We start from the raw sequence: 22,522 nt of genomic DNA, 5'->3' as shown, positions 1-22,522 counted from the left end.
GCCAAGCGTATCGTTGATCGCCAGGTGCCCGATCTGCTGGCCGATAGCGTCGTCTATTCCCTGGATCTGGGCGCGCTGCTCGCCGGGACCAAGTACCGTGGCGATTTCGAAAAGCGCTTCAAGGCACTGCTCAACGAATTGCGCAAGCGGCCGCACGCCATCCTGTTCATCGACGAGATCCACACCATCATCGGTGCCGGCGCGGCCTCGGGCGGGGTGATGGATGCTTCCAATCTGCTCAAGCCGTTGCTGTCGTCCGGCGAGATCCGCTGCATCGGCTCCACGACCTTCCAGGAATTCCGCGGCATCTTTGAGAAGGACCGGGCACTGGCGCGGCGCTTCCAGAAGGTGGATGTCACCGAGCCCTCGGTCGAAGACACCATCGGTATCCTGCGCGGACTCAAGGGCCGCTTCGAAAGCCACCACGAGATCGAGTATACCGACGAAGCGCTACGCGCCGCCGCCGAGCTGGCTGCCCGTTACATCAATGATCGGCACATGCCAGACAAGGCCATCGACGTGATCGACGAAGCGGGCGCCTATCAGCGCCTGCAGCCGGCCGACCGCCGAGTGAAATGCGTCGATGTCGCGCAGGTCGAGGACATCGTTGCCAAGATTGCGCGCATTCCGCCCAAGCATGTTTCCAGCTCCGACAAGGAGCTGCTGCGCAACCTGGAGCGTGACCTCAAGCTCACCGTGTTCGGCCAGGACGAGGCCATCGACTCGCTGGCCACGGCCATCAAACTGTCCCGCGCAGGGCTCAAGGCGCCGGACAAGCCAGTCGGTTCGTTCCTGTTCGCCGGTCCCACCGGCGTGGGCAAGACCGAGGTGGCGCGTCAGCTGGCGCGTTCGCTGGGCGTCGAGTTGGTGCGCTTCGACATGTCCGAATACATGGAGCGGCATACCGTGTCCCGCCTGATCGGCGCACCGCCCGGCTATGTGGGTTTCGACCAGGGCGGGCTGCTCACCGAGGCCATCACCAAGCAGCCGCATTGCGTGCTGCTGCTGGACGAAATCGAGAAGGCGCATCCGGAAGTCTTCAACCTGCTGCTGCAGGTCATGGACCACGGCACCCTGACCGACAACAACGGACGCAAGGCGGATTTCCGCAACGTCATCCTGATCATGACCACCAACGCTGGCGCCGAGACCGCTTCGCGTGCCTCCATCGGTTTCACGATGCAGGATCACTCCACGGATGCCATGGAAGTGATCAAGAAGACCTTCTCGCCCGAGTTCCGCAACCGCCTGGACACCATCATCCAGTTCGGCCGGCTCAGTCACGAGGTCATCAAGAGCATCGTCGACAAGTTCCTCACCGAACTGCAGGCCCAGCTCGAGGACAAGCGTGTGCAGCTGGATGTCAGCAACGCCGCGCGGGGCTGGCTGGCCGAGCGCGGCTACGACGTACAGATGGGCGCTCGGCCCATGGCGCGGCTCATCCAGGACAAGATCAAGCGGCCGCTGGCCGAGGAGATCCTGTTTGGCGAGCTGGCCGAGCATGGCGGTGTGGTGCACATCGATGTGGCGGGTGATGAGCTGGTCTTCGAATACGAGACCAGCGCCGAGGTCGCCTGATCACCAGTGGCAAAAAAGCCCGGGTCATGCCCGGGCTTTTTTTGCCACGAAAATGGCGCACAAACAAAAACGCCCGGCAGGGCCGGGCGTTCGGGCAACTCGGTTTCAGCGGGCGCGGTAGGTGATGCGGCCCTTGCTGAGGTCGTAAGGCGTCAGTTCGACGCGCACCTTGTCGCCGGTCAGGATGCGGATGTAGTTCTTGCGCATCTTTCCGGAGATGTGCGCGGTTACGACATGCCCATTCTCCAACTCCACACGGAACATGGTGTTGGGGAGGGTGTCGACGACAGTGCCTTCCATTTCCAAGCTGTCTTCTTTCGACATGCAGTATTGCCCTCGGTATTCATGAAAGCCGGGTCGCCTATGGACCCTGGCAAAAGCGGCGTGCATTGTGCCCGAAAATGCCCCGCCACGCCAAGTCTCAGGTCAGGCTGACCCAGCGCTGGTTGACCAGCAGCTCGATGGGGCGGTACTCCGTCTTGTAATTCATCTTCCGGCAATTCTTGATCCAGTAGCCCAGATAGACATCGGAAAGTTCCAGGCGTGCGGCTTCGTTGATCTGCCAGAGGATGGCGTAGCGGCCCAGGCTGCGATGTTCCTCTTCCGGCGCGTAGAAGGTGTACACAGCGGAAAGGCCGTTAGGCAGCACATCGGTGACCGCCACAGCCATCAGGTAACCGTCCTTGCGGAACTCGAAGAAGCGGGCAAAGGCCAGGTTGCGTACCAGGAAGGTCTGGAACTGCTCGCGGCTGGGCGGGTACATGTCGCCGTCGGCATGCCGCTGCTCTATATAGCGGGCGTACAGCGCATAGAGCTCCTCGCTGAAGTGCGGCGGCCGTGATGTAACCTGCAGGTCAGCGTTGCGCTTGAGGATGCGGCGCTGCTGTCGATTGGGGTGGAAGCGGGTGACCGGGATGCGCGCAGGGATGCAGGCGTTGCAATGCTGGCAGTGGGGGCGATACAGGTGATCACCGCTGCGCCGAAAGCCCATTTCCGAGAGCTCGGCGTACATGTGCGCATCCATGGGCTGGCTGGGGTCGAGAAAGAGCGTGGTGGCCTGCTCTCCCGGCAGGTAGCTGCAAGGATGGGGCTGGGTGGCATAGAACTTCAGGCGAGCCAGCTCGGTCATGGGTCGCTTACCTCAATGGATTGAGGGGGAGTGTAAGTCAGCCGGTCTGGAACGCCTAGGCGCGCCAGCTGGCTGAACTGGGCTGGTCCAGATGGCGGTGCAGGTAGGTGGCGAATTCGGCACGTGGAATGGAGCGGGCGCCAAGGCTTTCCAGGTGGCGCGTTGGCATCTGGCAGTCAATGAGGACGAAGCCCCAGTCCTGCAGGTGTCGCACCAGCGTGACGAAGCCGACCTTGGAAGCGTTGGTGGTCCGGCTGAACATGGACTCACCGAAGAACAGCTGCCCCATCGCCAGACCGTACAGGCCGCCAACGAGTTGGTCCGCTTGCCATACTTCGACCGAATGGGCGATGCCGAGTTCGTGCAGCTGCCGGTAGGCTTGTTGCATCGGGTGGGTGATCCAGGTGCCATCGCTGTTGCGACGTGGCCCGGCGCAGGCATCGATCACCTCGGCGAAGGCCTGGTCGAAGGTGACACGAAACACCTGCTGGCGCAGGCACTTGGCAAGGCTGCGCGAGACGTGCAGCTCCTCGGGGAACAGAACGGTGCGCGGATCGGGCGACCACCAGAGCGGCGGCTGGCCGTCCTGGAACCAGGGAAAGCAGCCGTGGCGGTAGGCTCGGATGAGCCGTTCGGGGCGCAGATCGCCGCCCGCCGCGAGCAGCCCATTGGGTTCTCGCAGCGCCTGTTCGAGGGGAGGGAAGTCGAGAGTATCTCGATCCAGCCAGGCAAGCATGGGCGGAGGAGGGCGGCCGAACGGCCGCCCGCTCAATCAGAGACTGTCGAGATACTTTTCGGCGTCCAGCGCGGCCATGCAGCCGGCGCCCGCCGAGGTGATCGCCTGGCGATAGACGTGGTCGGCCACGTCGCCGGCGGCGAATACGCCCGGGATATTGGTGGCCGTGGCGTTGCCCTCGATGCCGCCGTTGATCACCAGGTAGCCGTCGCGCATGTTCAGCTGGCCGCTGAACAGGTCGGTGTTCGGCTTGTGACCGATGGCAATGAATACGCCTGCCAGATCCAGGGTCTTCTCGATGCCACTCTGGGTGTCCTTCAGGCGTACGCCGGTAACGCCACTGTTGTCACCCAGCACTTCTTCCAGGGTGTGGTTCCAGTGCAGGCGGATGTTGCCGGTGGCAGCGCGTTCAAGGATCTTGTCCTGCAGGATCTTCTCGGAACGCAGCTTGTCGCGGCGGTGGATCAGGTGCACTTCCTTGGCGATGTTGGCCAGGTAGAGCGCTTCCTCGACCGCCGTGTTGCCGCCGCCAACCACTGCCACCACCTGGTTGCGATAGAAGAAACCGTCGCAGGTGGCGCAGGCGGACACGCCCTTGCCGGAGAATGCTTCCTCGGAAGGCAGGCCCAGATATTGAGCCGAGGCGCCGGTGGCGATGATCAGCGCATCGCAGCTGTAGGTGCCGCTATCACCCTTGAGAATAAAGGGACGCTGCTGCAACTCGGCGGTGTGGATGTGGTCGTAGACGATCTCGGTGTCAAAGCGCTCGGCATGCTTCTGCATGCGCTCCATCAACGCGGGACCGGTCAGGCCTTCGACATCGCCCGGCCAGTTGTCGACCTCGGTGGTGGTGGTCAGTTGGCCACCGGGCTGGATGCCGGTAATGACCAGTGGCTTGAGGTTGGCGCGCGCGGCATACACGGCGGCGGTATAGCCGGCTGGGCCGGAGCCCAGAATGATCAGCCGCGAATGCTTGACTTCATTCATAAAAAAACCTCATAAGCCTTTGTTCGATAAAGAGTGCGTGGTCCAATTCAGGCCGGCCCGAAAAAACTGCCGGTAATCCTACACCGAAGGTTGCGAACGCGGGAACGCGCTCCGCTCTATCATGGCGATAGCTTGCGTGGCGACGGGCGTGCAAAGCCGTAGAATGCGACCTGATCCACGCCCGCCCCAGATGCAGGAAACGCGTTTTGAAGAAAACTTCCACCCGCAGTGTTGAGACTCCCGAATGGCGCCGGCAGTTGCCGGTGCGCCTGAAGGAGGGCGCCCTGATTGCCATGGGCGCGCTCTGCCTCTACCTGATCATGGCCCTGCTGACGTACGAACGCACCGATCCGGGTCTGTTCCGCAGCGGGCGGGTCGATCAGGTGCAGAACGCCGCCGGACGGGCCGGTGCCTGGTTCGCCGATTTGCTGTTTGGTGGGGTTGGCTATTTCGCCTATCTGTTTCCCGTGCTGCTGGCGCTCAAGTGCTGGCGCATGTTCCAGCTGCGCCATGCATCCTGGCATGTGAGTGGCTGGCTGATTTCCTGGCGGGCTATCGGCCTGGTCTTCCTGGTGCTTTCCGGGGCGGCGCTGGCGCATCTGCATTTTGAACCGGCGGCCTGGCTGCCGGCCTCTGCGGGCGGCGCCCTGGGGGAAAGCCTCGGCTACCTGGCCGAGCAGACCCTGAACGTGCAGGGCAGCACCCTGATGTTCCTAGCCCTGTTCCTGTTCGGCCTGACGGTATTCACCGATCTCTCCTGGTTCCGCGTCATGGACCTGCTGGGCAAGATCGTCCTGGACCTGGGCGAGCTGATCCAGAGCGCCATCGCAAACTGGTGGACGACGCGCCAGGCTTCGCGCGCCGCCCAACCGGTGGTATCACGGAGGGTCGAGGAGCCGGTGCTGGGCGACGCTGTCGAGCCGCCCTTGCTGGAGGACGCCGAGGAGCTCAAGCGTGCGCGTCAGCGGCTGCTGGCTCGCGAGAAGAAGCCGGTGGCGGCGCCCAAGCTCCGGGCAGCACAGCCGCCGGCCGTAGAACCTGTGCCGCGCAAAGCGCCAGTGATCAGTGAGCTGCCGCCTCCGCCGCGGCTGGATGACCCGGTTTTCGCGACACCCAAGCTCAAACCCGCCGCGGTTCCCGCCAATGCGCTGGAAGGCACCCTGCCGCCGCTGTCCATCCTCGATGCGGTGGAAAAGAAGGCCAGCGGCTATTCGGAAGAAGCGCTGCAAGCCATGTCGCGGCTGCTGGAGCTCAAGCTCAAGGAGTTCGGTGTAGAGGTGACGGTCGAGAACGTCTACCCCGGCCCGGTGATCACCCGTTTCGAGATCCAGCCGGCGCCCGGCATCAAGGTCAGCCGCATTTCCAACCTGGCCAAGGACTTGGCGCGCTCCCTGGCGATCATCAGCGTGCGCGTGGTGGAAGTCATTCCCGGCAAGACCACCGTGGGCATCGAGATTCCCAACGAAGACCGGCAGATCGTGCACTTCTCCGAGGTGCTCTCCGCGCCGGAGTACGAAAGCGCCAAGTCGCCGGTCACCCTGGCGCTGGGGCATGACATCGGCGGCCGCCCGGTGTTTGCCGATCTGGCCAAGATGCCGCACCTGCTGGTGGCCGGCACCACGGGTTCGGGCAAGTCGGTGGGCGTCAACGCCATGATCCTGTCGATCCTGTTCAAGTCCACGCCCGAAGACGCGCGGCTGATCATGATCGACCCCAAGATGCTGGAGCTGTCCATCTACGAAGGCATTCCGCACCTGCTGTGCCCGGTGGTTACCGACATGAAGGAGGCCGCCAACGCGCTGCGCTGGAGCGTCGCCGAGATGGAGCGGCGCTACAAGCTGATGGCCGCCATGGGCGTGCGCAACCTCGCCGGCTTCAACCGCAAGATCAAGGAAGCCGAGGAAGCTGGCACGCCGCTCACCGACCCGCTGTACAAGCGGCAGAACTTCGAGGACGAGCCGCCGCTGCTGAAGAAGCTGCCGACCATTGTGGTAGTGGTCGACGAATTCGCCGACATGATGATGATCGTCGGCAAGAAGGTGGAAGAGCTGATCGCGCGCATCGCCCAGAAGGCCCGCGCCGCCGGCATCCACCTGATCCTGGCCACCCAGCGTCCTTCGGTGGACGTGATCACCGGTCTGATCAAGGCCAACATCCCGACGCGCATGGCGTTTCAGGTGTCCAGCAAGATCGACTCGCGCACCATCCTCGACCAGGGTGGCGCCGAACAGCTGCTCGGCCACGGCGACATGCTGTTCCTGCCGCCGGGCACCGGGCTGCCGATGCGCGTGCATGGCGCCTTCGTGTCCGATGACGAGGTTCACCGGGTCGTAGAGGCCTGGAAGCAGCGCGGCGCCCCCGACTATATCGAGGACATCCTGTCCGGTGCCGACGAAGGCGGCGCCGGCAGCTTCGAGGGGGGCAGCGAAGGCGGCGAGGGCAGCGAGGAAGATCCGCTCTACGACGAGGCGGTGCGCTTCGTCACCGAAAGCCGGCGCGCCTCCATTTCCGCCGTGCAGCGCAAGCTGAAGATCGGCTACAACCGCGCCGCGCGCATGATCGAGGCCATGGAAATGGCCGGGGTCGTGACGCCCATGAACACCAACGGCTCGCGCGAAGTGATTGCGCCGGCGCCGATCCGCGACTGACTGCGAGGAATTCAATGAACCTGTTGCGCCTTCTGATACTGGCCGTTGGCCTTGCCGTCCTTCCCGCGCAGGCGGACAATGCCGCCGCGGTGAAGCGGCTGACTGACCTGCTCGGAAAATCCCAGACCCTGTCGGGGCGTTTCTCTCAGCTGACCCTGGATGCCTCCGGCACCAACCTGCAGGAATCCACCGGCGAGATGGCGCTCAAGCGCCCCGGCCAGTTCCGCTGGCATACCGATCCGCCGCTGGAACAGCTGCTGGTCTCCGACGGCAAGCAGGTCTGGCTGTATGACCCGGACCTGGAGCAGGTGACCATCCAGAAGCTGGATCAGCGCCTGACCCATACCCCGGCGCTGCTGCTGTCTGGCGACGTGTCGCGGATCAGCGACAATTTCGAGGTCAGCTATCAGGAAACCAGCGGCGTGGCCGATTTCATCCTGCGGCCCAAGGCCAAGGACAGCCTGTTCGATAACCTGCGCCTGTCGTTTCGCAATGGCGTGATCAACGACATGCAACTGATCGACAGCGTCGGCCAGCGCACCAACATCCTGTTTTCCGGCGTGCGGATGAACCTGCCGCTGGAGCAGAAACTGTTCAGTTTCCAGCCGCCGCCGGGAACCGATGTGATTCACGATTAACCGAGGCATGCCAGCGTTTCCATGGACCTGTTCCAGCAAACCCCTCCCGCCCAGCCCCTGGCCGCTCGCCTGCGCGCGGCCAATCTGGACGAGTACGTTGGGCAGGAACACCTGCTGGCGCGCGGCAAGCCGCTGCGCGAGGCGCTGGAACAGGGCGCGCTGCACTCGATGATCTTCTGGGGCCCGCCCGGGGTCGGCAAGACCACCCTGGCGCGGCTGCTGGCGCAGGTTTCCGACGCGCACTTCGAGACGATTTCCGCCGTGCTGTCCGGCGTGAAGGAAATCCGTCAGGCCGTGGAAATCGCCCGGCAGCATGCCGCCCAGTCTGGCCGACGAACCATCCTGTTCGTCGATGAAGTGCACCGCTTCAACAAGAGCCAGCAGGACGCCTTTCTGCCCTATGTGGAAGACGGCACGCTGATCTTCATCGGCGCCACCACCGAAAACCCGTCCTTCGAGCTGAACAATGCGCTGCTGTCCCGCGCCCGTGTCTATGTGCTGAAAAGCCTCGACGAGGCGGCGCTGCGCAAGCTGGTGCAGCGCGCCCTGAGCGAAGAGAAGGGCCTGGGCGCCCGCCGGCTCAGCCTGCCCGAGGAAAGCCTGCAGATCCTGCTGGCCGCCGCCGACGGCGATGGGCGCCGCCTGCTCAACCTGCTGGAGAACGCCTCCGACCTGGTCGAGGACGGCGAGGCCATCAGCCCGGAAGCCCTGCAGAACCTGCTCGGCGACACCCGGCGGCGCTTCGACAAGGGTGGCGAAGCCTTCTACGACCAGATCTCCGCGCTGCACAAATCGGTGCGCGGCTCCAACCCGGACGCCGCCCTGTACTGGTTCGCCCGCATGCTCGATGGCGGCTGCGACCCGCTGTACATCGCCCGGCGCGTGGTGCGCATGGCCAGCGAGGAAGTCGGCAATGCCGACCCGCGCGCGCTGACCCTGTGCCTGAATGCCTGGGATGTGCAGGAACGCCTCGGCAGCCCGGAAGGCGAACTGGCCGTGGCCCAGGCGATCGTCTATCTGGCCTGCGCGCCGAAGAGCAACGCCGTGTACACCGCCTACAACGCGGCGCGGCGCGACGTGGAGGCTTCCGGCTCGCTGGAAGTGCCGCTGCACCTGCGCAATGCGCCCACCAAGCTGATGAAGCAGCTGGGCTACGGCGAGGAGTACCGCTACGCCCACGACGAGCCGGACGCCTACGCCGCCGGCGAGGACTATTTCCCCGAAGCGCTCGAGCCGCGCCGTTACTACCAGCCGGTGCCGCGCGGCCTGGAGCTGAAGATCCGCGACAAGCTCGAGCACCTGGCCGCGCTGGATCGCAACAGCACCCGGCAGCGGAGGCGCCCATGATCAGTGTCGTGCTCGCTGTGGCGGGCGGTGGCGCGCTGGGCAGCCTGCTGCGGCTTGCCGCCGCCAACTGGGTGACCGCCCACTGGCCGCAGCATTTTTTCCTGGCCACCCTGGCGGTAAACCTTGTCGGCTGCCTGCTGATCGGCTATCTCTTCGGCCTGTTCCTGCTGCGCCCGGAATTGCCGCTGGAGCTGCGTGCCGGCCTGATCGTCGGCTTCCTGGGCGGGCTGACCACCTTTTCCTCCTTTTCCCTGGATACCCTGCGCCTGCTGGAAAGCGGCCAGCTCGCGACCGCCCTCGGCTATGCCCTGGCCAGCGTGGTCATCAGCCTGCTGGCCACCTGGGCGGGCCTGGCTTTGAACAAACTCTGACAGACGAGAACAGACATGCTCGATTACAAACTGGTACGCACCCAGCTGCAGGACGTTGCCGCCCGCCTGGCGACCCGTGGCTACGACCTGGATGTGGCACGCATCGACGCGCTGGAAAGCCAGCGCAAGAGCGTCCAGGTGCGTACCGAGCAGCTGCAGGCCGAGCGCAACAGCCGCTCCAAGTCCATCGGCCAGGCCAAGGCCCGCGGCGAGGACATCGCGCCGCTGCTGGCCGAAGTCGACCGCATGGGTGGTGACCTGGATCAGGCCAAGCGCGAGCTGGACGCCATCCAGGCCGAGCTGGACGCGCTGATGCTGACCATCCCCAACCTGCCGCACGAATCCGTGCCGGTGGGCAGCGACGAGGAGCAGAACGTCGAGGTGTCGCGCTGGGGTACGCCGCGCACGTTCGATTTCGAGGTCAAGGACCACGTGGCCCTGGGCGAGCAGCACGGCTGGCTGGATTTCGAGACCGCCGCCAAGCTCTCCGGCGCCCGTTTCGCCCTGATGCGCGGGCCCATCGCGCGTCTGCACCGCGCCCTGGCGCAGTTCATGATCGACCTGCACACCCGCGAGCACGGCTACGAGGAATGCTACACCCCGTATCTGGTGCAGGCACCGGCCCTGCAGGGCACCGGCCAGCTGCCCAAGTTCGAGGAAGACCTGTTCAAGATCAGCCGTGGCGAGCAGGCCGACCTGTACCTGATCCCCACCGCCGAGGTGTCGCTGACCAACGTTGTCTCCGGCGATATCCTCGATGCCAAGCAACTCCCGCTGAAGCTCACCGCCCACACCCCGTGCTTCCGCAGCGAGGCGGGCGCCTCCGGTCGCGATACCCGCGGCATGATCCGCCAGCACCAGTTCGACAAGGTCGAGATGGTGCAGATCGTCGAGCCGTCGAAGTCCTTCGAGGCGCTGGATGAACTCACCGGCCATGCCGAGCGCGTGCTGCAACTGCTTGAACTGCCGTATCGCAAGCTGGCGCTGTGCACTGGCGACATGGGCTTCGGCGCCACCAAGACCTACGACCTGGAAGTCTGGATCCCCAGCCAGGACAAGTACCGCGAGATTTCCTCCTGCTCCAACTGCGGCGACTTCCAGGCCCGCCGTATGCAGGCGCGCTACCGCAACCCGGAAACCGGCAAGCCGGAGCTGGTGCACACCCTCAACGGTTCCGGCCTGGCAGTCGGTCGCACCCTGGTGGCCGTGCTGGAGAACTACCAGCAGGCCGATGGCACCATTCGGGTGCCGGCCGCACTGAAGCCGTACATGGGCGGCATCGAAGTGATCGGGTAAAGGGCACAGACAGGCCGCGCAAGCCGGCCTGTCTCATTTGGGGGCAGTGGCACGGAAACTGCTCGACTTGATTTCCGACAAGCGCTGAACTTGCGCGCATGGGCTTTGATGAAGCCTGGCCCCAAAAGGTAAAGATTCCATGGATTTTCTTCCTCTATTCCACAACCTCAAGAACGCTCCGGTGCTGGTGATCGGTGGCGGCGAGGTGGCGTTACGCAAGATTCGCCTGCTGACCGATGCCGGCGCGGTGCCTCGGGTGGTCACCCACGAAGCGCTGGATGAGCTGGCGGCTCTGGTGGCCCGCCATGGCGGCGAGCTGCATCTGCGTGATTACCGAGAGGAGGATCTGAATGGGGTTCGTCTGGCAGTCGCCGCCACCGACGACGAACCGCTCAATGCCCGGATTTCCCGTGAAGCCCAGGCGCGGGGCATCCCGGTCAACGTGGTGGATGCACCGGAATTGTGCTCGGTGATCTTTCCGGCCATCGTCGATCGCTCGCCGCTGATGGTGGCGGTGTCCAGCGGTGGCGACGCGCCGGTGCTGGCGCGCTTGATCCGCGCCCGCATCGAGACCTGGATTCCCGCCGCCTACGGGCAGTTGGCCGGGCTGGCCAAGAGATTCCGTTCGCGGGTCAAGGCGGCGCTGCCGGATGTGCAGCAGCGTCGGGTGTTCTGGGAAGAAGCCTTCCAGGGCCAGATCGCCGAGAGCCTGTTCGCCGGCAAGCCGGCCGAGGCCGAGCGTCTGCTGGAGGAGAAGCTGGCGGGCAGTTCTGCCCGGTCGCTGGGTGAGGTGTATCTGGTCGGCGCAGGTCCCGGCGATCCGGATCTGCTGACCTTCCGTGCCCTGCGCCTGATGCAGCAGGCCGATGTGGTGCTCTACGACCGCCTGGTGGCGCCGGCAATCATCGAACTGTGCCGCCGAGATGCCGAGCGCATCTACGTCGGCAAGCAGCGCGCCGAGCATGCGCTGCCCCAGGAACAGATCAATCGGCGCCTGGTGGAGCTGGCCAAGCAGGGTAAGCGCGTGCTGCGCTTGAAGGGCGGCGACCCGTTCATCTTCGGTCGGGGCGGCGAGGAGATCGAGGAGTTGGCCGCCGAGGGCATTCCGTTCCAGGTGGTGCCGGGCATTACCGCCGCCTCCGGTTGTTCCGCCTATGCGGGTATTCCGCTGACCCACCGTGACCATGCCCAGTCGGTGCGCTTTGTCACCGGTCACCTCAAGGATGGCAGCTGCGATCTGCCCTGGCGGGATCTGGTCGCGCCGGGGCAGACCCTGGTGTTCTACATGGGACTGGTCGGCCTGCCGGTGATCTGCGAACAGCTGATGCGCCACGGCCGTGGTGCCGATACCCCGATCGCGCTGGTGGAGCAGGGCACCACGGTCAACCAGCGGGTGATTACCGGCACCCTGGCCGATATGCCGCAGCGCGTCGCCGAGCAAGCCGTGCGGGCGCCAACCCTGGTGATCGTCGGTGAAGTGGTGCGCCTGCGCGACAAGCTGGCCTGGTTCGAAGGAGCGCAGCGCTAGACATCTAGCCGCCGGCTCGGTGGCCAAGGCTTTGCCTTGACCACCCTACGGTTGGCGGCGCTGCCAGATGCCCTTGCCCGGCAAACTATCGCGTCCATGTGGCGCGAACAGGTCCAGCGCCGGACCCTTGGGCACGATGCCGGTCGGGTTGATGGTCTGGTGACTGGCGTAGTAGTGGTGCTTGATGTGGGTGAAGTCCACGGTGGCTGCCACGCCCGGCCACTGGTACAGCTCACGCAGCCAGCCATGCAGGCTCGGATAGTCGAGGATGCGTTGCTGGTTGCACTTGAAGTGACCGTGGTAGACCGCGTCGAAGCGGATCAGCGTGGTGAACAGGCGCCAGTCTGCCTCGGTCAGGTACTCGCCGGCCAGGTAGCGCTGCCGGCTCAGGCGTTGTTCAAGCCAGTCCAGCTCGCTGAACAGGTCGTCGTAGGCTTCTTCGTAGGCGTCCTGGGTGGTCGCGAAGCCGGCCCGGTACACGCCGTTGTTCACCCGTGGGTAGATGCGCGCGTTGAGCGCGTCGATCTCGCCATGCAGGGGCTCGGGATACAGGTCGAGGGTCGAGCCGGTCAGGCCATCGAAGGCGCTGTTGAACATGCGCAGGATGTCCGCCGATTCGTTGCTGACGATGCGCTGCTGACGCTTGTCCCAGAGCATCGGTACCGTCACCCGGCCGGTGTAGTGCGGATCGTCCTGCCGGTAGCGCTGGTGGAGAAACTCCAGATCATCCAGGGCATCGCCGCTCGAGCCGGTCTGGGGGTCGAAGGTCCAGCCGTGCTCGCGCATCAGCCAGCTCACCACCGAAACCTGAATGATGTCCTCCAGCCCCTTGAGCGCCCGGGCGATCAGGGTGCGGTGCGCCCAGGGGCAGGCCAGGCTCACGTACAGGTGGTAGCGCCCGGCCTCGGCTGCGAAACCGCCGGCTCCCGTGGGGCCGGCGCTGCCGTCGGGAGTGATCCAGTGGCGGCGCTGCGCCTGTTCGCGCTCGAAACGGCCATCGCGGGCGGTGTCATACCACTGGTCATGCCAGTGGCCATCGATCAGAAGACCCATCGTCTATTCCCCTCTGTGTGCAGAGGAGTCTAGCGGCGCCAGGCTGATGGATGGGTGAGCTGTTCCGGTCGTTTCTATCGATCAGTTCGATCTGTTGCGCTCAGCCCAGTAGCGCTCGGCAAGGGCAAAGGCCTGCTCGCGCTCATGGCCCAGACCGTGCAACGCCAGGGCGATGGTCGCCTGCACCGCCAGCTCGCCATAGGCATCTGTCGCCTCGCCGCGCCAGACTGCCAGCAGCTCTACCGGGTCCAGCCGCTCGGGCTTCGTGTGCCGTTGCGCGGAGAGCGCCGGCCAGCTCTCGTCGCGGGTTTCGCCGGCGGCGGTCAGATAGAGCGTGGCAGGGCTATCCGGATTGACCTCGATCTCGCCGCCTTCGCCCTTGATGACGATGGCGGTGTCGCCGAGCAATTGGCTGGCGCTGCGGTGAATCTCCTGATAGCCGGGATGGAAGATGCTCTGCAGCCCACAACGCGCGCCCAGCGGGTTGAGCAGGCGCGCCAGGGAATGAATCGGCGAGCGCAGGCCCAGCACGTTGCGCAAGCCGATCATGTGCTGCAGGCGCGGCATCCACGCGCCGAGCGGAATAAAGGCCAGGTTGTGCCGGTCGAGCGCGTCGCTGACCTGTTGCCAGTCCTGGCACTGTGGAATGCCCAGCAAGGCGAGGACATCCTCGGTATACAACCGTCCGGCGGTGTGGTCACCGGCGCCATGCACCAGGGTGCGTACGCCTTGGTTGGCCAGGCACTTGATGGCCAGCAGATACCAGGGCAAATGACGCTTCTTGCCGGCGTAGCTGGGCCAGTCGATATCCACCGCAATCGGCGGGGCGTCGAGGCGAGCACGCACCGCCTCGGTAAAACCGGCCATCTCCTCGGCGCTTTCCTCCTTGTGGCGCAGCAGCATCAGGAAGGCGCCCAGCTGCACCTCCTCGACCTGGCCGTCGAGCAGCATGCCCATGGCGTCGCGGGCCTCCTCGCGGGTCAGTCCCCGGGAGCCGCGCTGGCCCTTGCCGAGGATGCGCACGTACTGGGCGAAGGGGTGTTCGAGCGAAGTATCGAGCGTCATATGCAGTTCGTCGGCTTTGGCAGGCCGGCCAGCTTGGCGGCCAGTTTGGCGGGAGTGCCCTTGAACAGGCGGTTGAGGTGCAGGCTGTTGCCCTTGTCCGGCCCCAGCTTCAGGGCTACGTACTTGATCAGCGGCCGGGTTGCCGGCGACAGCTGGAACTCGGCATAGAAAGCCTGCAGCAGGTGCAGGATTTCCCAGTGCTCTGCGGTCAGTTCCAGCCCTTCTCGCGCTGCCAGTGCCGCGGCGATGGCGTCGTTCCAGTCGTGACGGTCGGCCAGGTAGCCGTCCTTGTCCAAGGCGATGGTCTGCCCGTTGACCTGCAAGTCGCTCATAGCCAGCCGTTCACCTTGTCGTATTGCGCGCACAGCTCGACGAACGCCGGGTAGTCCACTGGAGTAACCCGTTCGGCTGCGCCAAGATTGCGGGCCTGCAGGTCTTCCTGCAGAGCATACAGACGAACCGTTGCGGGCAGGGTTTGCAACAGGGACCAGGCCTCGCTGCCGGTATGCAGCGCCTGGCAGGCATCGCCGCACAGCAGCAGGGCGTCGTCGGCACCCAGCAGGCGCAGGACACTGTCCAGCGGCTGGCGCCAGGGGGATTGGCTGAGCAGGTGCAAGGTAGTCATCAGAGAGTCATCACCAGATCGAAACGGGCCAGCAGCGCCGGCAGTTCAGCGCCGTGCAGCGGGGTCACCGGCAGGCTGAGCGTGGCATCGGTCAGGCCGCGACGTGCCAGGCTTGCCTGGCACACATACAGATCATCCACGCCGAACAGCGGCAGGGCCTGCAGGTTGGCGCTCAGGTCCTTCTGCTCCAGCGCGGTCGCCTGCTGACCGACTGGCAGCTGGAACACGCCGTCGTCCATGAACAGCAGGGCAATGGGCAGCTCGAACGCTCCACCGGCAAGGGCGATATCCAGTGCCTCGCGGGCGGCGGTGCCGCCCGGCTGGCGACAGATCAGCAGGAGAGACTTGGCCATCAGTCGCCTCCGAAGCAGACCAGACGGTCCGCCAGTTGTGCCGCTTCATGCAGCTGGCCGAGGCCCGACAGCTCCCACGGCGCGCCCACGCTGACCGCTTCGCGGCCATAACGCCGCGCTTCCTCGGTATTCAGCACGCCACGGCGCAGCGCGGCGGCGATGCACACCACGCCGTCCAGACGGTGCTGTTCAATGAAGGCGCGCCATTGCGCGGCCACGTCCAGTTCATCCTGCGGGGCCACCACGCTGGATGAGGCGCTGTAGACACCGTCGCGGTAGAAGAACACGCGGACGATCTCGTGCCCGCCGGCCAGTAACGCTTCGGCAAAGCGCAGGGCGCGCCGCGACGCGGGCGCATGGGGTGGGGAGAAGAGGGCGATGGCGAATTTCATGGCTCGGGTACCGCGAAGACTGGCCGCCATCATACCCGCGGCGGCGGACACCGGAAACGAAAAGGCCCGCGCGAGGCGGGCCTTCCGTGGAGCAGACAACCGATCAGTCGTCGCTGCTCATGATCCCGAAGATCTGCAGCAGGCTGACGAACAGGTTGTAGATCGACACGTACAGGCTGATGGTGGCCATGATGTAGTTGCGCTCGCCACCGTGGATGATCTCGCTGGTCTGGTAGAGAATCACCGCCGAGGAGAACAGCACGAAACCGGCGCTGATCGCCAGCTGCAGGCCGCTGATCTCGAAGAACAGGCTGGCCAGCACAGCCGCCAGCAGCACGAAGAAGCCGGCAGTGATGAAACCACTCAGGAAGCTCATGTCCTTGCGGGTGGTCAGCACATAGGCGGACAGGCCGAAGAACACCAGGGCGGTCATGGCGAACGCGGAGCTGATCACCTCGGCGCCATTGGCCATGCCCAGGTAGTGGTTGAGGATCGGGCCCAGGGTGTAACCCATGAAGCCGGTGAGGGCGAAGGTGGACAGCAGGCCCCAGCCGGAGTTGCGCAGCTTGGCGGTGAGGAAGAACAGGCCGTAGAAGCCGATCAGCACCACGAAGATGTTCGGGTAGGGCAGACGCATCTGCTGGGAGACATAAGCGACGATGCCGCTGAACGCCAGGGTCAGTGCCAGCAGGCCGTAGGTGTTGCGCAGCACGCCGCTGACTTCGCGCTGTTCCACCTGCGCGTGATTCAGTGCGTAGTTACGTTCTTGCATGAGGCTCTCCTGTCGAGGAAGGCATTTGAGATGGCCGGATCATAGCAAAACCCCGTGGCAGAGGAACCCGCAGTGTTTGACAGTGTGTTGCGATTTCAAGCTAAAAATGCCGGCCGCTCTAGCTAGAGGCTTTCAGAGTGTTGCGATTTTTGTCGTACCACTTTTGTACCATTTTGCCCATTTTCCAGCTTGTCGATCTCGGTCCAGTCGGAGGGGGAATCGAGCCAGCGGGCGTAGCGTTCAAACAGGATTTTGGCGCTATGGCCAAGCTGGCGAGCGATGAAGGCCGGCTGCATTCCTGACATCAGGCACATGGTGGCGTAGGTGTGCCGCGTATTGTACTGGGGGCGGTCGCGGATGCCGAGTTCACGCAAGGCCACGCGGAAGTGGCGTTCGGTAACCATCGGTGAGCCAATGAACTCGGAGCGCTTGGCGGGCGGGAAGACGAAGCGCGAATTGGGGAAGGTGCGGTTACTGCGCGCACGCGCCGTAGCAACTTCGCGTGCGACCTCCAATGCGTGCAGCGCGCGCGAGTTGAGAAGGACCAATCGACTCTGCCGCGTCTTGGTTCGCTCAGCGATTTGCCCCTCGACGACGATCCGGCAGACATGCGCCACGCGCTTGCGGGTGTCGATTTCGTCCCATTGGAGCGCCGCGATCTCACCAGGGCGCATTCCGGTGAAGAAGGCGAACTCGAAGTAGGCCGCGTAGATGCGCATCGAGTTGTCCAGGTCGTCGTAGAGCTGGGCGATGATGCGCTCGGCCTCGTCGCGCTCAAACGGGTCGATGCCTTTCTTGGCCTGCTTGGGCAATTCCAGGGGGGCCGCCGGGTTGCGGTCGATCTCGCCGTCGCCCACCGCGGAGGCAAGCAGGGCGCGCAGGTGCTGGATGGCGACCCGGCGGCGGCCGGGTGATGGCCAGTCGATGGTCCCGATCAGCCCGCGCAGGATTACCGTGGTGATGCTGTCCAATGGCCGGGTGGCCAGATGCGGCATCCAGAAGGTGTTCAGCGTGCTTTTGTAGTTTTTGCGGGTGCCGCTGACAACCTCTCGGCTGTTCAGCCAAGTCTGCGCGTACTCACCAAAGGTGAGTACGCGGTTCTGAGGGACCTGGCTGGAAGCGGGGAACAGCTCGGCGTACTTGGCCTCCGAAAGCATCCCCAGCTTGTTGAGCTGCGCTACTGTAGCGCGTAGACCAGCGGCCGCTTGGATGCCTTGCGGGGTTTGCGGGTACGCGAGGGTTTCGCATCGGCGCTTTCCGTTCCACATGAAGCGGATTCGGATGCTGGGGCCAACGAGTTCAACGCCTGTGGGCAAGGCCAGAGACTTTCCACCCATTCGTCATACCTGCGGATGCTGTAGATGATGCGGCCGTCGATGACGGCGTAGACCCCTGCGGGGATGATGCCGCGTTGGCGTTTGCGCTCCAGGGCGCGGCTTCCCTCCGGGTAACCAATCAACCTGGACAGTTCGTGCTCGAGCACCTTGTCCATGCTGCCCCGGACGACGATCGGGCGGTTGTCAGTCGACACGTCCATCGGGGTACTCCTGTGGGTTTTCCAGTTGAGTGATCTTGAGTTCCATCTTGGACATTCCAGTCAGCTGCCGTCCTTGGCGTGGCCGTCCTCTGATCAAACGTCGATGGGCTTGCGAATCAGCTGCCAGCCCTTGCAGGTGGCACACTGGATCAAGCCCACAGATTGGTAGAACACGCCCGTGCCCGCCAGTTGGTGCCGGCAGGTACATTCCTTGGGGTTCTGCTCTCCTGAAAACAGCCGCGCTCGTTCGATGAGGTCCATTACTGGATCTCCAGCGGGAACAGCGCGCTGATGACCTTGGCGGCGCCGAAGGCCACCTGCATGTGCTCCTTCTGTGTGCCGTTGCCGCCGCGCAGCGCGAGGTAGTGAATCCAGTCGCGCAGGGTGCCCTTGAAGTAGTAGCGGGTCAGGGTCAGCCCCTCGGGCAGCACCACGCGGGCCACTTCCTTGGCGAACCCCCGGCGCAGCGCCTCGCGGTACACCCGGTCCATCAGCTCCAGGACCTCCAGCTGGGCCAGCTCCCACCACTGCGCGTCGGCGGCGTCCTTCGGGTGGGTCAGGTCCGGCTCGACGCTGGCCTGGCGGTTGGTCGGGTGCTGGTAGCGCAGCTCGCGCAGGCAGAACTGTTCCTCGGTCACCTCGGCGTAGCGCTGGCTGAACTCCTGCACGTGGAAGCTGCGGTGGCGGATCGCCTGGCGGCTGATGTCGCGGGCTGTGACCACCTGGAAGGTCACGTCGACCATTTCCAGGGGCGACCAGTGCGCGTTCTCTACCAGGTAACGAATCAGCTTGCCGGCTGTGGCGCGGTTGCGCTGGTTGGCCGGGTTGCTGACCCGGGCGCAGTAGGCGATCAGGTCGATGGGGGTCTCGATCCCATCCGTGGCCAGGTCCTCGACCGGCACGGTGTAACTGATCAGGCGCAGGTCGGGCTTGAGGTAGTCAGGGGTTTCGATTTCCATTTCAGGCTCCAGGTCGGGGGCCATCCCGGCCCCCGCAGTTGATCAGCGGACTTCGCAGGCACCACCGGCACAGGCGGCTTCCGCGCCCGGGTCGGTGGTGTCCTCGGTTTCGACGACACGGGTCAGGTCGATGGCGGTCAGGGAACCGATCAGTTCCTCATAACGCTCGCGGCTGATGTCCTCGAAGGGCGTCTGCTGGTAGGTGCCCCCGTCGTAGGGCAGGACGCTGATGCCGTTGTAGGTGTGGCGGTTGTCCCACATCCAGCGGCCCACGCCTTCCCACTGGTCATCCTTGACGTAGATGGTGCAGCTCACGTTGTGGGTGTTGTCGCCCTGGCGGTGACCGGCGCGCACCCACTCGCGGTTGAAGCGGCCCACGCGCTCGAGCAGGTCGAACACGTTTTCGTAGCGCAGGATCGCGCCCTCGGGGGCTTTCACCGGCACGCCGAGCTTGGCTTGGGTGTCTGGGGCGGACAGGTCGTCTTCCAGCAGCTGGGGGTGATGCTCGAGCAGGTAGCTGTAGATGGCCTCGTTCTTGGCGACTTCGATGCGGCGCAGGTAGTAGTCGTTGTGCCAGGCGTGGATGCCCGAGGCGCTGCCCACCACCAGCGACGTGGTGCCGGCCGGCTTGATGGTGCTGGTCCGGGCCGCCGGGTTGATGCCGATGAGCCGGGCCACCCGCAGGTTCTCGGCCTTGACCGCTTCCGCCGCGGCGCCGAGGTCCAGGCCCAGGATCGCCCCGGAGCCGATGCCGGTCAGGCCGACGCCGATCAGCGCGTCCAGCTCGGTGTGCTCGCGCCAGATCGGGCGCAGGTAGTGGAAGGCGGTGTAGGATGCCTGCAGGGTGCCGATGAAGGCCGCTGCCGCCACGCGGGCGTCCAGGTCGGCCTGGTCGATCACATCGTCGACGTTCACTTCGGTCAGGTTGCAGAACTGGTAGGGGCGCAGGCCGATCTCGCAGCACGGGTTGGTGCCCCAGTCGCGGTTGTTGGTCCAGTACACACCCGGCTCGCCGGCACCGGAAGCCTCGACGGCCTGCCAGATCGCCAGGAACTCGGCCTCGGTGACTTCGCCACGCGGTAGCACGGCGCTGTTGTTGGCGCGGCCACGCTGCGGGTTGTCGACCCACCAGGCGCCGGACTTGCAGGCCAGCATCTCCTGGTCGTCGCGATCGAACAAACAGATCATGGCGGCGCGGCGGATGCCGCCGGCCTTCACCGCGTCGGCGATGTGGCAGAGCATGTCGTGGACTTCGATGGGCTTGAGCTGGGTGCCCCGGCCCCGTTCGGCCAGCGCGTGGTCCAGGACGCGCTGCACCCGGCCCAGGCAAGCGGCCAGCGGCTCGGGTCCCGGGGCCTTGCCGCCAGCGGTGACCAGCTGCGCGCCCTTGGGGCGGATGTCCGACAGGTCGAAGAACGGCAGTGCCTTGCCATAGAGGTAGCTCTCAACCAGCACCTTCACCGCATCGGCCCAGCCCTCGATGCTGTCGCCAACCAGGAAGCGGCGCATGGAAGGTGTCGGGCCGACCAGGGGCGGCAGCTGCGCGACATGGTGGCGTTGCACGCTGTAACCCACGCCGGTGCCCCCCAGGAGAAGGAACATGGCCTCGGCGAAGGTGTCGGCGTGTTCGGCCGGCATGAAGGCGCAGTTGAAGATGCGGCTGGGGTTCAGCCCGATGGCCCGGCCGGCGAACTGCAGGCTGCGCATGGAGGGCAGCACCTTCTTGGTGAACACGAAGGCGCGGTAGACCTGTTTGATTTCCTCACGCAGGAACGGGAAGCGATGGATGTGCATCGCCATGTTCCGTTCGCAGATTTCGTCCCAGGTCTCCCGGCGGTTCTGCTCGGGGATGTGGCGGGCGTACTTCATGTGGACGGTGATGTCCGACAGTACGGCGACAGAGCGGTCTTTCATGGGGCTTCCTTGTGGGGGAAGCGCGGGTCCGTGCGGTTCGATCCGTGTTAAGCAGTGCCAAATTCCGTTGGCGAAAATTAAGCCCGGCGAACCGGGCTCGGCAAAAAGGGTGATTGGCTCAGCCTACAGGGCGAGGGCGCAGCCGGGAAGGGCGATTAACCCGGGGTGCGTGCATCGCCACAATGGGGTCGACACTGATCACCTGATCCAGTGGCAGGTTCTCGGCCAGCGAGCCGTCCAGCTGGGTCGCTACCACCTGGTTGGTGGTCATATCCGTGGTGACGTAGCGGCGCAGCAGATTGATCGTTTTGCCCGGCGCGGTGGCCAGTTCTATCAGCACGTGGTCGCCTGTGATGGGCTCAAGGTCGGGGCATACAATCAGGGTCGACCCCATGCGGTAGATGGGCTCCAGCTCCGGGGTGTCGACCGACAGGGCGAATAACTGGTGGTGCTGATCCGTCATGGTTTCCACCGCCTCATGGGGTCCCGGCGGGTTGCCCGACAGCTTGGCGAGGATGGGCACCTTGCGGATACGGTTGGACGATGGCACCAGCGAGAGCGCCGCCAGTTTGGGGTCTATGTCGCTTGGCGGCACTTTCAGCGCGAGTGCGAACTTGAGGATCGCGTCCGTGTTCAGCGCTATCTTGCCGGAAAGATATTGGCAGGTGGTTGGGGGAGACAGCCCCAGTAGCTTGGCTAACTTGGCCTGGGTGAGCTGTTCCTCCGCCATGCGGCGGCGCCAGATTGCCCTCAGGCGTTGGGCGTTCTCCTGATCGCGCAACGTGATGGTTCGTGTCATTCGCTCCCTCTCCTGGGATCAGCTGGTGGGCTGATGTCTCATTGTCTATAAACGTGCAGATGCGCTGTGCGTCAATTGCACTGCTAATAAAAAAGGCAGTGTCAATTTCCCTGTTCCAGGTGTCGCCCGGCAGTACCAGGCAACCGGCAGGGCTGCCGACGATGACCGCGACCTTACGGCCCTGCGCGTGGCGAGCGAGCAACCAGTCCTTCTGCAGCTCACTCAGCCCCAACTTCAAAAAAGTCGTCCCCCGCTTGGGGAGTACGGGGATATATTTGTACTCGATCCATAAGTCTTCCGACGCTGAATAGTAAGCGTCGGCCACCCCTCCTTGATACCGATCACAGATTTTCCACAAATAGATGTGGGGATATTGACGTTTCAGGCGACGGTGGATGCTGTCAATAAAGCTGTGTTCATTCATGGGGGTGCCATTGGCAAGGGCTCCGGTCCCGCGTTGGAGCCCTTGGCGATGAACCCGCATCCGTGCGGACCAGGGTCAGTGGACGGTAACCGGCGCGCCGGTGATACCTTCGTAGGCACTCTTGGCGGCGAGGTACAGGGCCTCGGGCGCCCAGCCGGCGAAGTCGATCTTGAAGTTCTGGTACGGCTGGCCTGCCTTGTTCTTCTCGCCGGCGCTGGAGAGGGTCCAGACGGACGCGAAGCGGTCGGCCTGCGGATTCTTCAAGCGAATCGCACTGTTCCACTCCTTGCTGACCTTGAACTTCGAGCCGGACATGTAGATCAGCACCGGCTGATCCGGCTCGCCCTGGTCGTTGAGCAACAGGCACTTGT

General features: G+C 64.6%; 25 protein-coding genes. 7 read left to right on the top strand and 18 right to left on the bottom strand.

The window, feature by feature from the left end; genetic code table 11:
- A partial coding sequence (locus tag AS93_RS19370; protein ID WP_037009289.1) for an AAA family ATPase occupies positions 1-1,578 on the top strand: 1,578 nt, incomplete at its 5' end.
- Positions 1,579-1,683: 105 nt separating this feature from the next.
- Here the strand turns inward: AS93_RS19370 and infA are convergent.
- The 4 genes from infA to trxB form a co-directional block, all read right to left on the bottom strand.
- Positions 1,684-1,902 (bottom strand): translation initiation factor IF-1, encoded by a 219-nt coding sequence (infA, locus tag AS93_RS0113470; RefSeq protein WP_027591103.1) that lies wholly within the window; start codon positions 1,900-1,902, stop codon positions 1,684-1,686.
- Between the two features lie 97 nt (positions 1,903-1,999).
- Positions 2,000-2,707, bottom strand: a complete 708-nt coding sequence (locus AS93_RS0113465; RefSeq protein ID WP_027591102.1) for an arginyltransferase — start codon at positions 2,705-2,707, stop codon at positions 2,000-2,002.
- Positions 2,708-2,762: 55 nt separating this feature from the next.
- Complete coding sequence (aat, locus tag AS93_RS0113460; protein WP_027591101.1) at positions 2,763-3,443, bottom strand: leucyl/phenylalanyl-tRNA--protein transferase; 681 nt, start codon at positions 3,441-3,443, stop codon at positions 2,763-2,765.
- Between the two features lie 36 nt (positions 3,444-3,479).
- A complete protein-coding gene (gene trxB / locus AS93_RS0113455) occupies positions 3,480-4,430 on the bottom strand; it encodes a thioredoxin-disulfide reductase (RefSeq protein WP_027591100.1) in 951 nt (316 codons plus the stop codon).
- 206 nt (positions 4,431-4,636) lie between these two features.
- Here trxB and AS93_RS0113450 point away from each other — a divergent pair, with 206 nt between their 5' ends.
- The 6 genes from AS93_RS0113450 to cysG all read left to right on the top strand — a co-directional run bounded on the left by AS93_RS0113450 (position 4,637) and on the right by cysG (position 12,258).
- Positions 4,637-7,078 carry a DNA translocase FtsK gene (locus tag AS93_RS0113450; RefSeq protein WP_027591099.1) on the top strand — a complete coding sequence of 814 codons (2,442 nt, stop codon included), beginning with the start codon at positions 4,637-4,639 and terminating at the stop codon, positions 7,076-7,078.
- 14 nt (positions 7,079-7,092) lie between these two features.
- On the top strand, positions 7,093-7,716 hold the full coding sequence (gene lolA / locus AS93_RS0113445; protein ID WP_027591098.1) for an outer membrane lipoprotein chaperone LolA: 624 nt from the start codon (positions 7,093-7,095) through the stop codon (positions 7,714-7,716).
- Between the two features lie 21 nt (positions 7,717-7,737).
- A complete protein-coding gene (locus AS93_RS0113440) occupies positions 7,738-9,063 on the top strand; it encodes a replication-associated recombination protein A (RefSeq protein ID WP_027591097.1) in 1,326 nt (441 codons plus the stop codon).
- A complete protein-coding gene (gene crcB, locus AS93_RS0113435; RefSeq protein ID WP_027591096.1) occupies positions 9,060-9,434 on the top strand; it encodes a fluoride efflux transporter CrcB in 375 nt (124 codons plus the stop codon). The genes AS93_RS0113440 and crcB overlap by 4 nt, the downstream gene beginning before the upstream one ends.
- A 15-nt stretch (positions 9,435-9,449) precedes the next feature.
- Entirely contained in the window at positions 9,450-10,730 is a 1,281-nt protein-coding gene (gene serS / locus AS93_RS0113430) for a serine--tRNA ligase (RefSeq protein WP_027591095.1), read from the top strand.
- Between the two features lie 139 nt (positions 10,731-10,869).
- Positions 10,870-12,258: a siroheme synthase CysG gene (gene cysG, locus AS93_RS0113425; RefSeq protein WP_027591094.1), complete on the top strand. Its 1,389-nt coding sequence runs from the start codon at positions 10,870-10,872 to the stop codon at positions 12,256-12,258.
- Positions 12,259-12,303: 45 nt separating this feature from the next.
- Here cysG and AS93_RS0113420 read toward each other — a convergent pair whose 3' ends face one another.
- The 14 genes from AS93_RS0113420 to AS93_RS20855 form a co-directional block, all read right to left on the bottom strand.
- Positions 12,304-13,311 carry a glutathione S-transferase family protein gene (locus tag AS93_RS0113420; protein ID WP_027591093.1) on the bottom strand — a complete coding sequence of 336 codons (1,008 nt, stop codon included), beginning with the start codon at positions 13,309-13,311 and terminating at the stop codon, positions 12,304-12,306.
- Positions 13,312-13,392: 81 nt separating this feature from the next.
- Positions 13,393-14,376: a glycosyl transferase family protein gene (locus AS93_RS0113415; protein WP_027591092.1), complete on the bottom strand. Its 984-nt coding sequence runs from the start codon at positions 14,374-14,376 to the stop codon at positions 13,393-13,395.
- On the bottom strand, positions 14,373-14,708 hold the full coding sequence (locus AS93_RS0113410) for a TusE/DsrC/DsvC family sulfur relay protein (RefSeq protein ID WP_027591091.1): 336 nt from the start codon (positions 14,706-14,708) through the stop codon (positions 14,373-14,375). Before AS93_RS0113410 ends, AS93_RS0113415 begins: the two co-directional genes overlap by 4 nt.
- On the bottom strand, positions 14,705-15,001 hold the full coding sequence (tusB, locus tag AS93_RS0113405) for a sulfurtransferase complex subunit TusB (protein WP_027591090.1): 297 nt from the start codon (positions 14,999-15,001) through the stop codon (positions 14,705-14,707). The genes AS93_RS0113410 and tusB overlap by 4 nt, the downstream gene beginning before the upstream one ends.
- A complete protein-coding gene (gene tusC / locus AS93_RS0113400) occupies positions 15,001-15,354 on the bottom strand; it encodes a sulfurtransferase complex subunit TusC (protein WP_027591089.1) in 354 nt (117 codons plus the stop codon). The genes tusB and tusC overlap by 1 nt, the downstream gene beginning before the upstream one ends.
- Positions 15,354-15,746, bottom strand: a complete 393-nt coding sequence (gene tusD, locus AS93_RS0113395; protein ID WP_027591088.1) for a sulfurtransferase complex subunit TusD — start codon at positions 15,744-15,746, stop codon at positions 15,354-15,356. The genes tusC and tusD overlap by 1 nt, the downstream gene beginning before the upstream one ends.
- A gap of 103 nt (positions 15,747-15,849) precedes the next feature.
- A complete protein-coding gene (locus AS93_RS0113390) occupies positions 15,850-16,518 on the bottom strand; it encodes a Bax inhibitor-1/YccA family protein (RefSeq protein ID WP_027591087.1) in 669 nt (222 codons plus the stop codon).
- Between the two features lie 122 nt (positions 16,519-16,640).
- Positions 16,641-17,786 carry a tyrosine-type recombinase/integrase gene (locus AS93_RS0113385; protein ID WP_256214763.1) on the bottom strand — a complete coding sequence of 382 codons (1,146 nt, stop codon included), beginning with the start codon at positions 17,784-17,786 and terminating at the stop codon, positions 16,641-16,643.
- Complete coding sequence (locus tag AS93_RS21125) at positions 17,696-18,055, bottom strand: hypothetical protein (protein WP_256214762.1); 360 nt, start codon at positions 18,053-18,055, stop codon at positions 17,696-17,698. Before AS93_RS21125 ends, AS93_RS0113385 begins: the two co-directional genes overlap by 91 nt.
- A 93-nt stretch (positions 18,056-18,148) precedes the next feature.
- Complete coding sequence (locus AS93_RS20640; RefSeq protein WP_155956147.1) at positions 18,149-18,316, bottom strand: hypothetical protein; 168 nt, start codon at positions 18,314-18,316, stop codon at positions 18,149-18,151.
- Complete coding sequence (gene thyX, locus AS93_RS0113375; RefSeq protein WP_081798305.1) at positions 18,316-19,014, bottom strand: FAD-dependent thymidylate synthase; 699 nt, start codon at positions 19,012-19,014, stop codon at positions 18,316-18,318. The genes AS93_RS20640 and thyX overlap by 1 nt, the downstream gene beginning before the upstream one ends.
- 42 nt (positions 19,015-19,056) lie before the next feature.
- A complete protein-coding gene (locus tag AS93_RS0113370; protein WP_027591084.1) occupies positions 19,057-20,928 on the bottom strand; it encodes a hypothetical protein in 1,872 nt (623 codons plus the stop codon).
- Positions 20,929-21,046: 118 nt separating this feature from the next.
- A complete protein-coding gene (locus tag AS93_RS19960; protein ID WP_051587476.1) occupies positions 21,047-21,727 on the bottom strand; it encodes a helix-turn-helix transcriptional regulator in 681 nt (226 codons plus the stop codon).
- Positions 21,728-22,226: 499 nt separating this feature from the next.
- On the bottom strand, positions 22,227-22,522 hold a 296-nt coding region (locus AS93_RS20855; protein ID WP_027591083.1), incomplete at its 5' end, for a hypothetical protein.

The sequence above is a fragment of the Pseudomonas sp. RL genome (genome assembly GCF_000647775.1).
Classification (GTDB): domain Bacteria; phylum Pseudomonadota; class Gammaproteobacteria; order Pseudomonadales; family Pseudomonadaceae; genus Serpens; species Serpens flexibilis.
The sequence above is the reverse complement of the archived record's forward strand: the minus strand, read 5'-3'. Positions and strand labels throughout refer to the sequence as shown.

Bases quoted from the DNA above. Each gene is read 5' to 3' on its own strand.
- infA (WP_027591103.1), bottom strand. From the start codon at position 1,902: ATGTCGAAAGAAGACAGCTTGGAAATGGAAGGCACTGTCGTCGACACC.
- AS93_RS0113465 (WP_027591102.1), bottom strand. From the start codon at position 2,707: ATGACCGAGCTGGCTCGCCTGAAGTTCTATGCCACCCAGCCCCATCCT.
- aat (WP_027591101.1), bottom strand. From the start codon at position 3,443: ATGCTTGCCTGGCTGGATCGAGATACTCTCGACTTCCCTCCCCTCGAA.
- trxB (WP_027591100.1), bottom strand. From the start codon at position 4,430: ATGAATGAAGTCAAGCATTCGCGGCTGATCATTCTGGGCTCCGGCCCA.
- lolA (WP_027591098.1), top strand. From the start codon at position 7,093: ATGAACCTGTTGCGCCTTCTGATACTGGCCGTTGGCCTTGCCGTCCTT.
- AS93_RS0113440 (WP_027591097.1), top strand. From the start codon at position 7,738: ATGGACCTGTTCCAGCAAACCCCTCCCGCCCAGCCCCTGGCCGCTCGC.
- crcB (WP_027591096.1), top strand. From the start codon at position 9,060: ATGATCAGTGTCGTGCTCGCTGTGGCGGGCGGTGGCGCGCTGGGCAGC.
- serS (WP_027591095.1), top strand. From the start codon at position 9,450: ATGCTCGATTACAAACTGGTACGCACCCAGCTGCAGGACGTTGCCGCC.
- cysG (WP_027591094.1), top strand. From the start codon at position 10,870: ATGGATTTTCTTCCTCTATTCCACAACCTCAAGAACGCTCCGGTGCTG.
- AS93_RS0113420 (WP_027591093.1), bottom strand. From the start codon at position 13,311: ATGGGTCTTCTGATCGATGGCCACTGGCATGACCAGTGGTATGACACC.
- AS93_RS0113415 (WP_027591092.1), bottom strand. From the start codon at position 14,376: ATGACGCTCGATACTTCGCTCGAACACCCCTTCGCCCAGTACGTGCGC.
- AS93_RS0113410 (WP_027591091.1), bottom strand. From the start codon at position 14,708: ATGAGCGACTTGCAGGTCAACGGGCAGACCATCGCCTTGGACAAGGAC.
- tusB (WP_027591090.1), bottom strand. From the start codon at position 15,001: ATGACTACCTTGCACCTGCTCAGCCAATCCCCCTGGCGCCAGCCGCTG.
- tusC (WP_027591089.1), bottom strand. From the start codon at position 15,354: ATGGCCAAGTCTCTCCTGCTGATCTGTCGCCAGCCGGGCGGCACCGCC.
- tusD (WP_027591088.1), bottom strand. From the start codon at position 15,746: ATGAAATTCGCCATCGCCCTCTTCTCCCCACCCCATGCGCCCGCGTCG.
- AS93_RS0113390 (WP_027591087.1), bottom strand. From the start codon at position 16,518: ATGCAAGAACGTAACTACGCACTGAATCACGCGCAGGTGGAACAGCGC.
- AS93_RS0113385 (WP_256214763.1), bottom strand. From the start codon at position 17,786: ATGTGGAACGGAAAGCGCCGATGCGAAACCCTCGCGTACCCGCAAACC.
- AS93_RS21125 (WP_256214762.1), bottom strand. From the start codon at position 18,055: ATGGACGTGTCGACTGACAACCGCCCGATCGTCGTCCGGGGCAGCATG.
- AS93_RS20640 (WP_155956147.1), bottom strand. From the start codon at position 18,316: ATGGACCTCATCGAACGAGCGCGGCTGTTTTCAGGAGAGCAGAACCCC.
- thyX (WP_081798305.1), bottom strand. From the start codon at position 19,014: ATGGAAATCGAAACCCCTGACTACCTCAAGCCCGACCTGCGCCTGATC.
- AS93_RS0113370 (WP_027591084.1), bottom strand. From the start codon at position 20,928: ATGAAAGACCGCTCTGTCGCCGTACTGTCGGACATCACCGTCCACATG.
- AS93_RS19960 (WP_051587476.1), bottom strand. From the start codon at position 21,727: ATGACACGAACCATCACGTTGCGCGATCAGGAGAACGCCCAACGCCTG.